Below are 13,614 nucleotides of genomic sequence, written 5' to 3' on the forward strand. Positions count from 1 at the left end.
ACCGCGTACGGCGGGTCGGCCAGCACCAGGTCGACCGGCCCGTCCGGCCCCGCGGCGAGGACCGCCTCCACCGTGCCGTGCCGCACACGCCCGCCCAGCCCGACCCGCGCGAGGTTGTCCCGCAGCACCCGCACGGCGGCGCGGTCGGACTCCACGAATTCCGCGTCCGCCGCGCCCCGGGACAGCGCCTCCAGCCCGAGCGCCCCGGACCCGGCGTAGAGGTCGAGCACCCGGGCTCCCCGCAGGTCACCGGCGGCGTCCAGGGCGTTGAACAGCGCCTCGCGCACCCGCTCCGAGGTGGGCCTGGTCCCCTTCGGCGGCACCGACAGCGTCCGGCCCCCTGCCCGCCCCGCCACGATCCTGGTCACCGGCTCATGGTCCCAGCAGGCCGTCGCGCCCTCGGGCGGGACATGGTCGGGGCACGTGCACCGTCTCGCGTAAAGTCGTCCTTCCCCCTTCTTCAGGCGATGGAGCGTTCAGGAGCGCCGAGTGTCGGAACCCAAACGGGTCGAGATCGCCGTCGAGCAGGCACACGTGGACAGGGTCTACGCCCGGCTCGCGGAACTGCGTGACCAGGCGGAGTCGATGCGCGACAAGGGCTACGAGCTCGGCCGGGGCGCGCAGAACGAAGCGGTGTTCGAGCAGGCGTCGATGTTGTTCGAGCGGGACATGATGGTCTCGCACGCGAACCAGACGCTGCAGACCCTGGACGCCGAGTACGAGGGCCTGGTGTTCGGCAGGCTCGACCACACCTCCTCCGAGCCGGTCCACGTGGGCAGGCTCGGCATCCGCGACGCGGAGTTCAACAACCTGGTCACCGACTGGCGGGCGCCCGCCGCCGCGCCGTTCTACCAGGCCACGGCCACCGATCCCCGGGACGTCGTCCGGCGCCGGGTGATCCGGTGCTCCGGGCGGTCGGTGCTCGACCTCGACGACGACGTGCTGATGCCCGGCTCGGTGCCGGAGGACATGACCGTCGTCGGCGAGGGCGCGCTGATGGCCGCGCTCGGCCGCGCCCGTGGTGACACGATGCGCGACATCGTCGCCACGATCCAGAAGGAGCAGGACGAGGTCATCCGGGCGCCGTGGCGCGGGGTGACCGAGATCACCGGCGGGCCGGGCACCGGCAAGACGGCCGTGGCACTGCACCGGGCGGCGTACCTGCTCTACCGGTACCGGCGACAGCTCGGCGGCGCCGGGGTGCTGGTCGTCGGCCCGTCGGGGGCGTTCACCACCTACATCTCCCGGGTGTTGCCGTCGATGGGCGAGACCAGCGTCGAACTGCGGTCGCTCGGTCAGGTGCTGGACGGGATCGAGGCCACCGCCCACGACCCGGCCCCGCTGGCGGCGGTCAAGGGGTCGCTGCGGATGCGCAAGGTGCTCGCCAAGGCGGTCCGCGAGGCCCCGCCCGAGGCGCCGACCGAGATGCGCATCGTCTACCGGGGCGAGGTGCTCAAGCTCGACGCGAAGGAGCTCGGCCGGGTGCGGCGGAAGCTGCACCAGAGCTCGCAACCGCCGAACCCGTCGCGGGTGCGCGCGGCGGAGGCGCTGCTGGCAGCACTGGCCGACAAGGCCGAGGAGTACGCCCGGGACGACGGCCGCACCGTCGACCGGGCGGAGCTGATCACCCGGCTCGGCGAGCGGATCGACTTCCACCGGTTCCTCGTCGAGTGGTGGCCGGTGCTGTACCCGGCGCGGGTGCTGCGGCTGCTCGGCGACCGGCGCCGGTTGGGCAGGCTGGCGAAGAACGTGTTCACCGCCGACGAGATCACGCGGCTCGCCGACTCACTCGCCGACACCACCCGAGAGTGGACGGTGGCCGACATCGCACTGCTGGACGAGTTGCGGGTGCTGGTCGGGCCGCCGCCGAAGCGCCGCAGGCAGCGGGAGACGGTGCAGCTCGACGCGGAACCGGAACGGGACTCCTCGCCCACCCCCGGACGGCACCGCCCGGAGCACTACGACGAGTACTCGCACCTCGTGGTGGACGAGGCGCAGGACCTCTCGCCGATGCAGTGGCGCATGGTCGGCAGGCGGGGCACGCACGCGAGCTGGACCGTCGTCGGCGATCCGGTGCAGAGCTCGTGGCCGGACCCGGAGGAGGCACGGCAGGCGCGCGACCGGGCGTTCGGTCCGCGCACCCCGCGCAGGCGGTTCACCCTGCGGACGAACTACCGGAACTCGGCCGAGATCTTCGAGCTCGGCGCCCGGGTGGTCGCCGGGCAGGCCGAGCCGGACGACCTGCCTCACGCGGTGCGGGAGACCGGGGTCGAGCCGCAGATCCGGCGGGTCGACGACGGCACCCGCGCGGGTGAGGTGCGTGCGGCGGCCAAGGAGCTGCTGGACGCGGTCGAGGGCACCGTGGGTGTGGTCTGCGCGATGCACCGGGTGGACGAGGTCGGCGCGTGGCTGGCCGACGACCGGGCCGACCGGGTGCGGGTGCTGGGCAGCCTGGACGCGAAGGGGCTGGAGTACGACGCCGTGGTGCTGGTCGAGCCGACCGAGCTGGTCACGGAGTCGACGACGGGCCCCCGCGTGCTCTACGTGGCGTTGACCCGGGCCACCCAGCGGCTCGTGGTGCTCGCCTCCGACGACGGGTGGCTTCCGGAGTCCGGACACGAGCGGTGACATCGGGAACGTTTCGCTCGGCCGAAACGGGCACACAAAACCACCCGAAAGGGTTACGATGCGGCCGTGTCCAGCGACGTGGGAGCGACGGCAGACATCGTGGCGAACGACCACGGGACCATCGAACGCGCCTTGGCCGTGCACCGGCTGCTCAACGCGCAGCGCCCGGAACCCACGGCACCGCTGCCCCAACTGCGGCACATCCCGTTGCCGGACGTCGAACCGCCCCGGGACCGGCTGGTGGCCACGCTGGCCCGACGGCGCTCACACTACGACTTCTCCCCCCGGCCCGTGGCGTTGACCACGGTGAGCGCGCTGCTGCGGTTCTCGGTGGGCGTGCAGCGGTTCGTCCCCGCCTACGGTGTGGAGGAGTACCCGCTCGGGATGGCACCGAGCGCGGGCGGTCTGGACATCCTGCGGGCCTACGCCCTCGTCCAGCGGGTGGAGGGGCTGCACCCGGGCGTGTACCGCTACGAGGCGATCTCCCACGAACTGGTGGAGCTGTCCGACGACGACCCGGCCGCCGCGTTGCGCGGGGTGTACCTGCAGGAGGAATTCGGCGCCTCGGCGGTGACGATCGCGCTGACGGCGCGGCTGGACGTGGCCTTCGACCGCTACCCGCTGCGGCACTACCGCACCCTGCACGTGGACTCCGGCGTCGCGGTGCAGAACCTCTCCCTGGTGGGCACCGCCCTCGGCCTCGCCTCGTGCGCCGTGGCCGGCTTCGACGACGCGGCCCTGTCCACCCTCCTGGGCCTGCCCCAGCAGGAGATCCCCACCATGCTGCTCGCCACCGGCCACCCCGCCTGAGCCACCCGCACCACCGCGGTTGTGCCGTGAAGGGCACTTTCCCTGCGTCACACGCAGCGAGGGGCACATTCCCTGCGTGGAGTGCAGGGAATGTGCCCCTCACGGCAACACCCGGGCACCCGGGTGAGGTCCGGTCAGTCGGTGTGGGCGGCGTGCCAGTGGTCGGCGAGTTGTTCGCCCTGGTCGGGCGTGAAGTTGGCCGGGGTGTAGAAGCCGCCGGTGGTGGTGTCGGCGCTGTGCAGCACGAGGCTGTTCGCACCTTCCGGGGAGGGCAGGCCGAGCTGGGAGTCCACCGCCCAGTCCAGCGCACCGAACAGCCCGCACCCGTCGGCGCCCGGCACGGCGAACGAGTCGTCCACCTGGTCGGCACCGGACAGCGCGATGTTGCTCATCACGCCGGTCGGGTCGGTGGTGCCGTCCGGGGCGTAGCGGACGAGGTTCAACGTCGGCTGCTCGGCGTTGGCCGGCTTGAGCAGGATCGGGTCCTCGTTCGAGCCGATGTAGCAGTTCCCGCCGAGCAGCGGGTTGTCCAGCTTGATCTTGATCGGGAGCGTGACGATCGGCTGCCCCGTCGACAGACCGGCGTTCAGGTTGAAGTCGCTGGGGTCGCCCGCCGGTTCCACGGTGGCGGTCACCGCGTTGAGGCTGCTGTCGGCGGCCTTCTCGCACAGGCTGGTCAGCACCGGGATGTCACTCGGGCACATGAGGTCGAGCAGCCCGCCCGGCACCTGCACCGGATCCGCCTCGATCCCGGTGCCCTCGGGTGAGACGGTGGTGTAGTTCACCCCGTCCCCGAGGAGGCCGAACTGGAGGTCCGTGCCCGCCGTCGGCACGGTCTTCTCCCCGATCGTCATCGTCCCGGACTCCGACGACGACGCCAGGCACAACGCCGCGAGCTCGTCGCCGTCGGCGTCCAGCATCGCCGGGTCGTCCACCGGACACCGGTCGAACGGCGCCCAGTTCCCGGCCAGATCCGACGCGGCCGGCCCACCGTCGCCCTCGTCCGCTGCCGCGGGAAGGGTCGCGACGGTCGTGGCCGCGAACGCCAGCATCGCGGCCATCGTACCGCCGAGGACTCTTCGCCGGGTGCCGCTCCGTCGCCTACCCGCCCGGTCCGTCTTCGATTCCCTCATCTGTGATCTCCCTGCTCTGTCGACCGCCGACCCGGATCAACGAACCAGTTCGGGCGGGCTCGGCGGACAGTCGCTGGCACTTCTGATGCTGCAGATCTGCCCCTGGGTCATCTTCACGTAGTTGTCCGGACCGGATATCAGTCCGGTCAGTAGTGGATCGAGATTTTCGTCCACACCACACCCGGCGAACGGGGGAATGCGCACGTAGCCGTCCAGGAATCCACCATTGGTGGGTGTGTAATCACCCGGATAATCGGCCGTGAGCTGCACCTCGAGCGGCTCCTCGGTGCGACATTCCGGACCGACCTCGAGCCGTTCGCCGTTCACGGACACGTCCTCGAGCTGGAGCAGCAGATTCGCGTGCGCCACCACCGACCCCCCTTCGGCACCGTCGATCCGCATCCGGACGACCAGGTCCATGGCGCCCACCTGAGTCAATCGCACGGTCGCGCTGTTGGGCATGAAATCGAAGGCGTGGAACGAATTCCTCGTCGGCGGCAACTGTTGTGTCCCGTTGTGCTGCAACAGCGCGGCGGCGTCCATGCAGAACCAGTACCACTCCGACCCGTCGTCACACGGCGCGGCGACCGGGAGGGCGATGTTGACGATCCCCGGATCGATTCTCGTGGCAGCGCCCAACTTCTTGATGTTGGTGTATCCGCCCATGTAGGCACACCACGCGTTGTTCTTGTCCGCGAAATCGACGCAGTCCTCGGGAACCTCACCCTGCTGGGCGGCGGCGACGTCGCCGCCGTCACCGCTGTCGGGGAGCGCGTCGGGTTCTCCGACCCCGGCCTCCGGCGACCGATCCGGCGTCGCCGGCCCCTCCCCGTCGACCGTCACCGTGCCGATCACCGTGTCCTGGTCCGGCGCCGGAACACAGTCGAACGCGGGAATCGCCGGCGCACCGTCGCCCGGTTCGTCCGTCGCGGCGGGCGCGGCCTCACCGTCCTCCCCGCTGTCGGTCCCGGGTGCCGTTCCCGGTGCTGTGCTGCTGTCCCCGGTCGCGTTGTCCCCGTCGTCCCCACCGGTCTCCCCGTCCGTGCCCGCACCTTCCCCGGCACCGGGCTCCGCACCGGACCGGTCCGAGGTCAGCAGGAGGTTGATCCGACCGGCCGACACGGCGAGCTCCCCGGCCGCCGCGGGCGTGATCTCGGGTCCTTCACCCGTGGCGGTCAGCGTCACCGCCGAGTCCTGCGGCAACGGGGTCGGCGCCACGGTGAGCCCGGGAAACCGGACGATGCGTGGGCCGGACCCGGCCGACAGCTCGCGATCCGCGAGCCGAACATCGAGCATCGCCTGCCCGGTGACCGACGACACCCCACTCCCGGCGAGTTCACCGACGACCGGCTTCGGCAGGGTCATCTCGACGGTCACCCCGCCCGGTTCGATCGGAGTGGACACCGACCCGGATCCCGGAAGCGACATCCCGACCCGGGCCCGCAGTTGCCGCTGTCCGGCTTCCGTTTCGCAGTCATACACCAGATCCGGTGTCTCGCGCACGGAAGACTCGCCGCCGTCCGCGGCGCCCTGCCCGCCCGCCGCGGTCGGCACTCCCACCACGACCGCCAGCACCGCCACGCCGAGCAGGGACCCCGAACCTCCGCGGCGTCCCGACCGCCATCTCCGTCTCATGTCTTCTCTTCCGTTCGACAACACCGTTCGTTGATCACCGACGAGCAGCACTCCGCGGCGGGTCTCGCGGTCCGACGGAGCCGCGCGCGGATGGCCTGCCCGGCCGGGCGCCAACGCCCGACCGGACAGGCCCGTCATCCGCGCGCCTCGTGCGGAATCAGCGTCACTGCAGGACGACGTCCTGACCCGGGGTCACGGTGTACTCCGCCTCGAACGTCACCACGTCGCCCTCGTTGATGAGGCCGAAGCAGTTGGCGGACGGGTCCACCTCGGTCACCACCAACTCGTGACCCGACCCGGCGTCCGGGGACGGGGCCAGCGTGTCGGTGGCGTTGTCGTACGTGCCCGGGGCCTCGCCCTCCACTGTCGCGTCACAGTCCGGGCCGGTCAGGTTCGCGACGACACCACCGATGTAGCCGGTGGTGACACCGTTCGACCAGGACTCTCCGTTGATCGTCCACGGCACGTTCCCCGGGACGACCTCGAACGCCAGGCCCAGCGGGCCCGAGCAGTTGTCCCAGCTGATCGCGTCGATCGTGCCGATCTCGGCCGGCGTGCCGGTCGCGCTGCCGACCAACGAGCCGCTCGCGTCGGACGAGGCACAGTCGAGGGTGACCCCGTTGGCGGTGTTGGTCAGCACCGTGGTGCCGGACGCCGCCGTGTAGTCCCCGCCCGGGTCCACGGTCCACTCGGCCTGCTGGGCCGAGGCGGACAGGGCGGTGAAGCCGAGAGTGAGCGCCGCTGCGGCGCCCGTAGCGACGATGCCGGTGATGCGCCTACGCATTGCTTTTCCTCCGAACATTGTGTGGGCAGTGAGCAAGCGGTGCGGACGTCGTGCCCGGTCCGCGGAAATCGGCCGATGTGCTTGCCGGCAGGAAACCTCCGCGTTACCTACCGCCGAGTACGGTAGCGGCTCGTGACCGCGGCCACAACCACGGAAAAACCCTTCCCCGCAGCTTTCTCCTCCATTCGGACGAGTGTTTGTCAACGGGGCCGCAAACCGGACGGCGTTCTTGTACCAGAGCTCGTTCCCTCCGCATCCACGACCACTCCGACCACCGGTTTCGCACCGGGATGCGCAACACGGACGCACGGCGTCGTTCGATTTTGTCACGAACCGATGAAAAATCCGCCGTAACCGGGGCCGGACCGCGCCGTTGGTGTCAGAACACGCCCTGTTGCGCAGGGTACCGACGACCGGAACGACAGTTTCACGAGAACCGGGAGATGCGATCACCGAGACGCCCCACGGAGACTCCGCGCGACGCGAAAGAACGGCGATCAGGAATAGGAGACGCAGTGGCCCACGACGTTGACGCCCGGCGCGGCGCGACGATTCCCGGAGCCGCGGCCGTGCGGCAGACCGGCAAACTCTACGCGCTCGCGCTGGACGTGCTCCGCTGCATTCCCCGCAGGCCGTTCCAGTTCCGCGAGTTCGTGCAGCAGTTCTGGTTCATCGCCAGCGTGTCGATCCTGCCCACCGCACTCGTCGCGATCCCGTTCGGCGGGGTGATCGCCCTGCACGTCGGCTCGTTGACCACGCAGATCGGTGCGCAGTCGTTCACCGGCGCGGCCAGCGTGCTCGCCATCGTGCAGCAGGCCAGCCCGATCGTCACCGCGCTGCTCATCGCCGGCGCGGGCGGCTCGGCGATGTGCGCCGACCTGGGCTCACGCACCATCCGCGAGGAGATCGACGCGATGGAGGTGCTCGGCGTCTCCCCGGTCCAGCGGCTGGTCGTGCCCCGGGTGCTCGCCGCGATGGGGGTCGCGGTGTTCCTCAACGGCATGGTCAGCGTGGTCGGCGTCTGCGGCGGCTACTTCTTCAACGTCGTGCTGCAGGACGGCACCCCGGGCGCCTACCTCGCCAGCTTCTCGGCCCTGGCCCAGCTGCCCGACCTGTGGATCAGTGAGCTCAAGGCACTGCTGTTCGGCTTCGTCGCCGGCGTCGTGGCCGCCTACCGCGGGTTGCACCCCTCCCCCGGGCCGAAGGGGGTGGGCGACGCGGTGAACCAGTCGGTCGTCATCACCTTCCTGCTCCTGTTCCTGATCAACTTCGTGCTCACGACCCTGTACCTGCAGATCGTGCCGCCGAAGGGGATGTGAGGCACATGGTCACCACGACCCCGAGAACCCCGAGGCAGCGTGCCGCCGAGGTCGTCGACCGGCGACTGTCGTTCCTGGACACGCTCGGCGACGCGATCCTGTTCAGCCTGCGGGCCCTGCTGTGGATCCCGCGCGCGTTGCGCCGCTACACCCGGGAGATCGTCCGGCTGCTGGCCGAGGTGAGCTTCGGCAGCGGCGCGCTGGCCGTGATCGGCGGCACCGTCGGCGTCATGGTCGGCATGACGCTGTTCACCGGCATCGTGGTCGGCCTGCAGGGCTACACCGCGATGAACCAGGTGGGCACCGCGGCCTTCGCCGGGTTCATCTCCGCCTACTTCAACACCCGCGAGATCGCGCCGCTGGTGGCGGGCCTGGCGCTGTCGGCCACCGTCGGCTGCGGATTCACCGCGCAGCTCGGCGCGATGCGGATCTCCGAGGAGATCGACGCGCTGGAGACGATGGGCATCCCGAGCGTGCCCTACCTCGTCACCACGCGGATCATCGCCGGCTTCTGCGCGGTGATCCCGCTGTACGCGGTGGGCCTGCTCACCTCCTACCTGGCCTCCCGCCAGATCACGGTGTGGTTCTACGGCCAGTCCGAGGGCACCTACGACCACTACTTCGAACTGTTCCTCCCGCCGGAGGACGTGCTCTGGTCGTTCGGCAAGGTGCTGATCTTCAGTGTGGTGGTGGTGCTCACCCACTGCTACTACGGCTTCCGCGCGAGCGGGGGCCCCGCGGGCGTCGGTGTCGCGGTGGGGCGCGCGGTGCGCACCGCCATCGTCGCCGTCGCGCTGCTCGACTTCTTCGCCAGCCTCGGGATCTGGGGCGCCACGACGACGGTGCGGGTGGCCGGATGAGACAACGATGGATACGCAAGCTCGGGGTGCGCCTGGCGGGCGTGGTTTTCCTGCTCGTGCTCGCCCTGCTGGTGACGCTGTCGGTGAAGGTGTACAACAAGGACTTCGCCGACGACGTGGCGGTGACCCTGCGCACCGACCACGTCGGCAACCAGCTGCGCCGCAACTCCGACGTCAAGGCCCGCGGTGTGCTGGTCGGTGAGGTGCGCGGCATCGCGGCCACCGACGACGGCGCCGAGATCGACCTCGCGCTCGACCCGGACAGCATCTCCCGGCTGCCCACCGACGTCACCGCCCTGCTCGTGCCGAAGACGCTGTTCGGCGAGCGCTACGTGCAGCTGTCCATCCCCGAGGACTCGACCGGGACACCGTTGTCCGAGGGGGACGTCATCGCGCAGGACCGCTCGGCGAACGCGATCGAGCTGGAGCGGGTCTTCGACGATCTGCTGCCGGTGCTGCGGGCGGTGCAGCCGCACAAACTGGCGAGCACCCTCAGTGCCGCGGCGACGGCGCTGGACGGCCGGGGCGAGCAGATCGGCGACACCCTCACCGTGGCGGCCGACTACCTGGAGGAGTTCAACCCGAACCTGCCCCGGCTGCACGAGAACATCCGCGACCTGGCCGAGGTCAGCGAGGTCTACGGCGACATCGCCCCGGACGTGCTGGACGCGCTGACGGACACGGCCATCACGATGGACACCGTCGTCGATCGCGGGGAGGATCTGCGCGGGCTCTACGACCAGGTGACCACCACCTCCACCGACGTGGAGACGTTCCTGCGGGAGAACCGGGACAACCTGATCGGCCTCACGACCACCGCCAGGGCCCCGCTGGAGGTCGCCGCGGAGTACTCGCCGTCGTTCGCCTGCACCCTCAAGGCGCTCGACGCGCTCAAACCCGCGATGGACACGGTGCTCGGCGCCGGAACGGACCGGCCGGGGATCCACCTGGAGAGCACGATCGTCACCCCGGACCGCGGTGCGTACGTGCCGGGACGCGACGACCCGTCGCACAGCGCCACGGACGGTCCACGCTGCTACCCGAGCGGGCTGGCCCCCACCGAGGCGGGCGCCGTCCCACCACCGGAGCCGGACTCGACCCACCCGTTGCTGTCCGCCGACACCGACGGCCTGGGACTGCCGAACTCCCCCCAGGAGCGGGAGCTGCTGTCCACCCTGCTCACCGCCGACCTGGAGATGTCGGACGGGGACGTGCCGCAGTGGAGCAGCGCCCTGGTCGGGCCGGTCTACCGGGGCACGGAGGTGACGCTCGAATGAGCCAGTCCACCCGGCGTCGCGCACACGCACGAAGGGAGTGCCGACGATGAGAACAATCGCCGCCCCACTGACCAAGGCACTGGTGTTCATCCTGGTGACCACGGTGGCGACCGCGGTGCTGGCGCTGTCGATCACCAACACCGCGGTCAGCGACCGGACGCACTACAGCGCCCGGTTCACCGACGCCACGTCGGTGGCCGAGGGCGACGACGTGCGCATCGCCGGGGTCCGGGTGGGCCAGGTCGAGCAGCTGGAGATCGTGGACCGGCACCTCGCGCTCGTGCACTTCTCCGTCCGGAAGTCCCGGGACCTGCCCGCCGACGTCACCGCCACGCTGCGCTACCGCAACATGATCGGGCAGCGCTACCTCGCCCTGGAGCGTGGGGAAAAGCCCAGCACGGAGACCCTGCCGCCGGGTGCGGAGATCCCGATGGAGCGCACCACCCCCGCGCTGGACATGACGGAGCTGTTCAACGGGTTCCGCCCGCTGTTCGAGGCACTGGCACCCGAGGACGTGAACCGGCTCTCCGGCGAGATCATCCAGGTGCTGCAGGGCGAGAGCGGCACGGTGGAGAGCCTGCTCGAACACACCGGGTCGCTGACCCGGACGATCGCCGACCGGGACCGGGTGATCGGTGAGGTGATCACCAACCTGAACTCGGTGCTGGACACCATCAACAACGAGGGCGACGCACTGTCCAATCTGGTCACCACCGTCCGCCGGCTCGTCAGCGGACTCTCCGAGGACCGCGCCGTCATCGGCGAGTCGATCGAGGGCCTGTCCGCCCTGACCACCTCCACCGCGGGCCTGTTCACCGACGCCCGCGCCCCGCTCAAGGACAGCATCGCCGGCCTGCGGGAGGTCTCCGGCCACCTCGCCGCGGGATCCGGGGAGCTCGAACGGTTCCTGACCACGACCCCGCGCAAGCTCACCGAACTGGGCCGCGTGGCCTCCTACGGCAGCTGGATGAACTTCTACCTGTGTGAGGGCCTGTTGCTCACCGACCCGCCGACCGGCACGCGCCCGGACCCGGTTCCCGCGAGGTGCACCCCATGAAGTCGTTCGCCGAACGCAACCCCTTCACGCTGGGCGTGGTGGGCACGGTGGTGCTCGCCGCGGTGGTCACGGCCACCTTCAACTCCGAGGACCTGCCGATCGTGGGCACCGGCGCCACGTACCAGGCGGAGTTCGCCGAGGCGGCCGGGCTGCGGCCGGACAACGAGGTCCGGGTCGCCGGGATCAAGGTCGGCGAGGTCACCGACGTGGACCTGACCACCGACCGGGTGCTGGTGTCGTTCTCCGTGTCGGACGCCTGGGTGGGTGACCGCACCTCCGCCGAAATCAAGATCAAGACGCTGATGGGCCAGAAGTTCCTGGCGTTGCACCCGGTCGGGGACACCGTCCTGGACCCGGCGACGCCGATCCCGTTGGAACGGACCACGACGCCGTACGACGTGACCGAGGCCTTCGAGCAGCTGGCCGACACCGCCGGGGCGATCGACACCGACCGGCTCGCGGAGAGCTTCCGCACGCTCTCCCGGAACCTGGACGGCACCGAGGAACACGTGCGGTCCGCACTCGACGGCCTGAGCGCCCTGTCGACGACGATCGCCTCCCGCGACGACGAACTCGCCGATCTGCTCGCCGGTGCCCGCACCATCGCGGGGACGCTGGCCGACACCAGCGACGAGTTCGACCGGCTCATCGACGACGGGAACCTGCTGCTCACCGAGCTGAACACCCGGCGCGAGGCGATCAGCGACCTGCTCACCGGAACGCGGCGGCTCGGCCGGCAGATCTCCGGGCTGGTCGCCGACAACCGCGAGCAACTCGCCCCCGCGCTGGAGCAGCTGGGCACCGTCACCGACGTCCTGCAGGCCCACACCGACGAACTCGACCGCACCCTGGAGCTCGCGGGCCCCTACTTCCGGGTCGTGAACAACACCCTGGGTAACGGCCGGTGGCTGGACACCTACCTGTGCGGACTCGTGGAGGAGAACCGGAATCCGTGTCGTGCGCCCGTTCCCGGGGGTGACCAATGATCAGAACTCGCTCCGGACGCCGCCTCACCCGGGCGGCCGGTCCGGCCCTCGTCCTCGTCGTCGCCCTCGCGGGCGTGCTGTGGTGGGTCTTCACCGGGGACGGCGACAAGCGGGTCACCGTCCACTTCGACCGCGCGGTGGGCGTGTATCCGGGCTCGGACGTACGGGTGCTCGGTGTGCCGGTGGGTGAGGTCGAGTCGGTCACCCCGTCGGGCGAGCAGGTGCGCGCGGTGCTCCGCGTCGCGCACGACGCGCCCGTCGCGGAGGGGACCGGGGCGGCGGTGATTTCCCCGAGCGTGGTCGCCGACCGCTACGTCCAGCTGACCGAGCTCGCCGGCGACGGGCCCCGGCTGACCGACGGGACCGTGATCCCGCGGGACCGCACGGCCGTGCCGGTGGAGCTGGACGAGCTCTACGGCAGTATGAACGACCTCGTCACCGCCCTCGGTCCGGAGGGAGCCAACTCCGAGGGGGCGTTGTCCGACCTGCTCGACTCCGGCGCCGACGCGCTGGAGGGCAACGGCCGGGCCTTCGCGGACAGCGTGCGCGACTTCGCCGACATGGCCCGCACCCTCGCCGACTCGGACGAGGACCTGTTCGGCACGGTGGACAAGCTCAGCGAGTTCACGGCCATGCTCGCGGGCAACGACGACCGGGTCCGCGAGGCCACCGAGCAGCTGTCCGAGGTGTGGCGCACGCTCTCGGCCGACCGGGACGAACTGGGCGCCGCCCTGGACACCCTGGGCACGGCGCTGGCCGACGTCCAGGACTTCGTGGCCGACCACCGCGCCGCGTTGACGGGCAACGTGGACAAGCTGGCGCGGACCACCCAACTGCTGGTGGACCGCCGGGAATCGGTGAGCGAGGCGCTGGACACCGTGCCGACGGCGGTGGAGAACGCCTACCACGCCTACGACCCGGACAGCGGCACCCTCCAGGGCCGCGTGAACCTGCTCGAGTACACCGACGACCTGCCGTTGCCGGTCATCACGGGAGGCGGTAACTGATGGCCGCGAGACATCCGGACACCGGCCCTCGACGCGCCCGGGTGCCCCGGCGTGCGGGACCGCCCCGCACCCGGACCACGATCGTCGCCGCGCTCGCCGCGCTCGGCGTGGCCGCGGG

At 70.8% G+C, this 13,614-nt stretch carries 12 protein-coding genes; 8 read left to right on the forward strand and 4 right to left on the reverse strand.

The window, feature by feature from the left end; translation table 11 throughout:
* Window positions 1-368 (reverse strand): 16S rRNA (guanine(966)-N(2))-methyltransferase RsmD (gene rsmD / locus SACPADRAFT_RS0218585; RefSeq protein WP_007024647.1); only part of this gene is annotated, 368 nt, incomplete at its 3' end.
* Window positions 369-489: 121 nt separating this feature from the next.
* On the opposite strand from rsmD, the gene SACPADRAFT_RS0218590 reads away from it, so the two are divergent.
* Both SACPADRAFT_RS0218590 and SACPADRAFT_RS0218595 read left to right on the forward strand, forming a co-directional pair.
* Window positions 490-2,628 carry a HelD family protein gene (locus SACPADRAFT_RS0218590; RefSeq protein WP_007024648.1) on the forward strand — a complete coding sequence of 713 codons (2,139 nt, stop codon included), beginning with the start codon at window positions 490-492 and terminating at the stop codon, window positions 2,626-2,628.
* Window positions 2,629-2,694: 66 nt separating this feature from the next.
* The gene (locus SACPADRAFT_RS0218595; RefSeq protein ID WP_007024649.1) at window positions 2,695-3,438 is read left to right on the forward strand and encodes a SagB family peptide dehydrogenase; all 744 of its coding nucleotides are present in this window, start codon (window positions 2,695-2,697) and stop codon (window positions 3,436-3,438) included.
* Between the two features lie 134 nt (window positions 3,439-3,572).
* Here the strand turns inward: SACPADRAFT_RS0218595 and SACPADRAFT_RS0218600 are convergent, their stop codons facing one another.
* The 3 genes from SACPADRAFT_RS0218600 to SACPADRAFT_RS0218610 all read right to left on the reverse strand — a co-directional run bounded on the left by SACPADRAFT_RS0218600 (window position 3,573) and on the right by SACPADRAFT_RS0218610 (window position 6,990).
* Window positions 3,573-4,499, reverse strand: a complete 927-nt coding sequence (locus SACPADRAFT_RS0218600; protein WP_007024650.1) for a hypothetical protein — start codon at window positions 4,497-4,499, stop codon at window positions 3,573-3,575.
* Window positions 4,500-4,607: 108 nt separating this feature from the next.
* On the reverse strand, window positions 4,608-6,206 hold the full coding sequence (locus SACPADRAFT_RS0218605) for a DUF6801 domain-containing protein (protein WP_007024651.1): 1,599 nt from the start codon (window positions 6,204-6,206) through the stop codon (window positions 4,608-4,610).
* Window positions 6,207-6,369: 163 nt separating this feature from the next.
* Window positions 6,370-6,990, reverse strand: coding sequence for a hypothetical protein (locus tag SACPADRAFT_RS0218610; RefSeq protein WP_007024652.1), 621 nt, complete (start codon window positions 6,988-6,990; stop codon window positions 6,370-6,372).
* A gap of 515 nt (window positions 6,991-7,505) precedes the next feature.
* On the opposite strand from SACPADRAFT_RS0218610, the gene SACPADRAFT_RS0218615 reads away from it, so the two are divergent.
* The 6 genes from SACPADRAFT_RS0218615 to SACPADRAFT_RS0218640 are packed head-to-tail and all read left to right on the forward strand — an operon-like array spanning window position 7,506 to window position 13,496.
* A complete protein-coding gene (locus SACPADRAFT_RS0218615; protein ID WP_007024653.1) occupies window positions 7,506-8,309 on the forward strand; it encodes an MlaE family ABC transporter permease in 804 nt (267 codons plus the stop codon).
* 5 nt (window positions 8,310-8,314) lie between these two features.
* Entirely contained in the window at window positions 8,315-9,169 is an 855-nt protein-coding gene (locus SACPADRAFT_RS0218620; protein ID WP_007024654.1) for an MlaE family ABC transporter permease, read from the forward strand.
* A complete protein-coding gene (locus SACPADRAFT_RS0218625) occupies window positions 9,166-10,446 on the forward strand; it encodes an MCE family protein (RefSeq protein WP_007024655.1) in 1,281 nt (426 codons plus the stop codon). The genes SACPADRAFT_RS0218620 and SACPADRAFT_RS0218625 overlap by 4 nt, the downstream gene beginning before the upstream one ends.
* Window positions 10,447-10,492: 46 nt before the next feature.
* Window positions 10,493-11,503 carry an MCE family protein gene (locus SACPADRAFT_RS0218630; protein ID WP_007024656.1) on the forward strand — a complete coding sequence of 337 codons (1,011 nt, stop codon included), beginning with the start codon at window positions 10,493-10,495 and terminating at the stop codon, window positions 11,501-11,503.
* Window positions 11,500-12,489 (forward strand): MCE family protein, encoded by a 990-nt coding sequence (locus tag SACPADRAFT_RS0218635; RefSeq protein ID WP_007024657.1) that lies wholly within the window; start codon window positions 11,500-11,502, stop codon window positions 12,487-12,489. Before SACPADRAFT_RS0218630 ends, SACPADRAFT_RS0218635 begins: the two co-directional genes overlap by 4 nt.
* Window positions 12,486-13,496, forward strand: a complete 1,011-nt coding sequence (locus tag SACPADRAFT_RS0218640) for an MCE family protein (RefSeq protein ID WP_007024658.1) — start codon at window positions 12,486-12,488, stop codon at window positions 13,494-13,496. Before SACPADRAFT_RS0218635 ends, SACPADRAFT_RS0218640 begins: the two co-directional genes overlap by 4 nt.
* The last annotated feature ends 118 nt before the right edge of the window (window positions 13,497-13,614 follow it).

The sequence above is a fragment of the Saccharomonospora iraqiensis subsp. paurometabolica YIM 90007 genome, assembly GCF_000231035.2.
In the GTDB taxonomy this organism is placed as follows: Bacteria; Actinomycetota; Actinomycetes; order Mycobacteriales; family Pseudonocardiaceae; genus Saccharomonospora; species Saccharomonospora paurometabolica.

Bases quoted from the DNA above. Each gene is read 5' to 3' on its own strand.
- SACPADRAFT_RS0218635 (WP_007024657.1), top strand. From the start codon at position 11,500: ATGAAGTCGTTCGCCGAACGCAACCCCTTCACGCTGGGCGTGGTGGGC.
- SACPADRAFT_RS0218640 (WP_007024658.1), top strand. From the start codon at position 12,486: ATGATCAGAACTCGCTCCGGACGCCGCCTCACCCGGGCGGCCGGTCCG.
- SACPADRAFT_RS0218620 (WP_007024654.1), top strand. From the start codon at position 8,315: ATGGTCACCACGACCCCGAGAACCCCGAGGCAGCGTGCCGCCGAGGTC.
- SACPADRAFT_RS0218605 (WP_007024651.1), bottom strand. From the start codon at position 6,206: ATGAGACGGAGATGGCGGTCGGGACGCCGCGGAGGTTCGGGGTCCCTG.
- SACPADRAFT_RS0218600 (WP_007024650.1), bottom strand. From the start codon at position 4,499: ATGGCCGCGATGCTGGCGTTCGCGGCCACGACCGTCGCGACCCTTCCC.
- SACPADRAFT_RS0218625 (WP_007024655.1), top strand. From the start codon at position 9,166: ATGAGACAACGATGGATACGCAAGCTCGGGGTGCGCCTGGCGGGCGTG.
- SACPADRAFT_RS0218610 (WP_007024652.1), bottom strand. From the start codon at position 6,990: ATGCGTAGGCGCATCACCGGCATCGTCGCTACGGGCGCCGCAGCGGCG.
- SACPADRAFT_RS0218630 (WP_007024656.1), top strand. From the start codon at position 10,493: ATGAGAACAATCGCCGCCCCACTGACCAAGGCACTGGTGTTCATCCTG.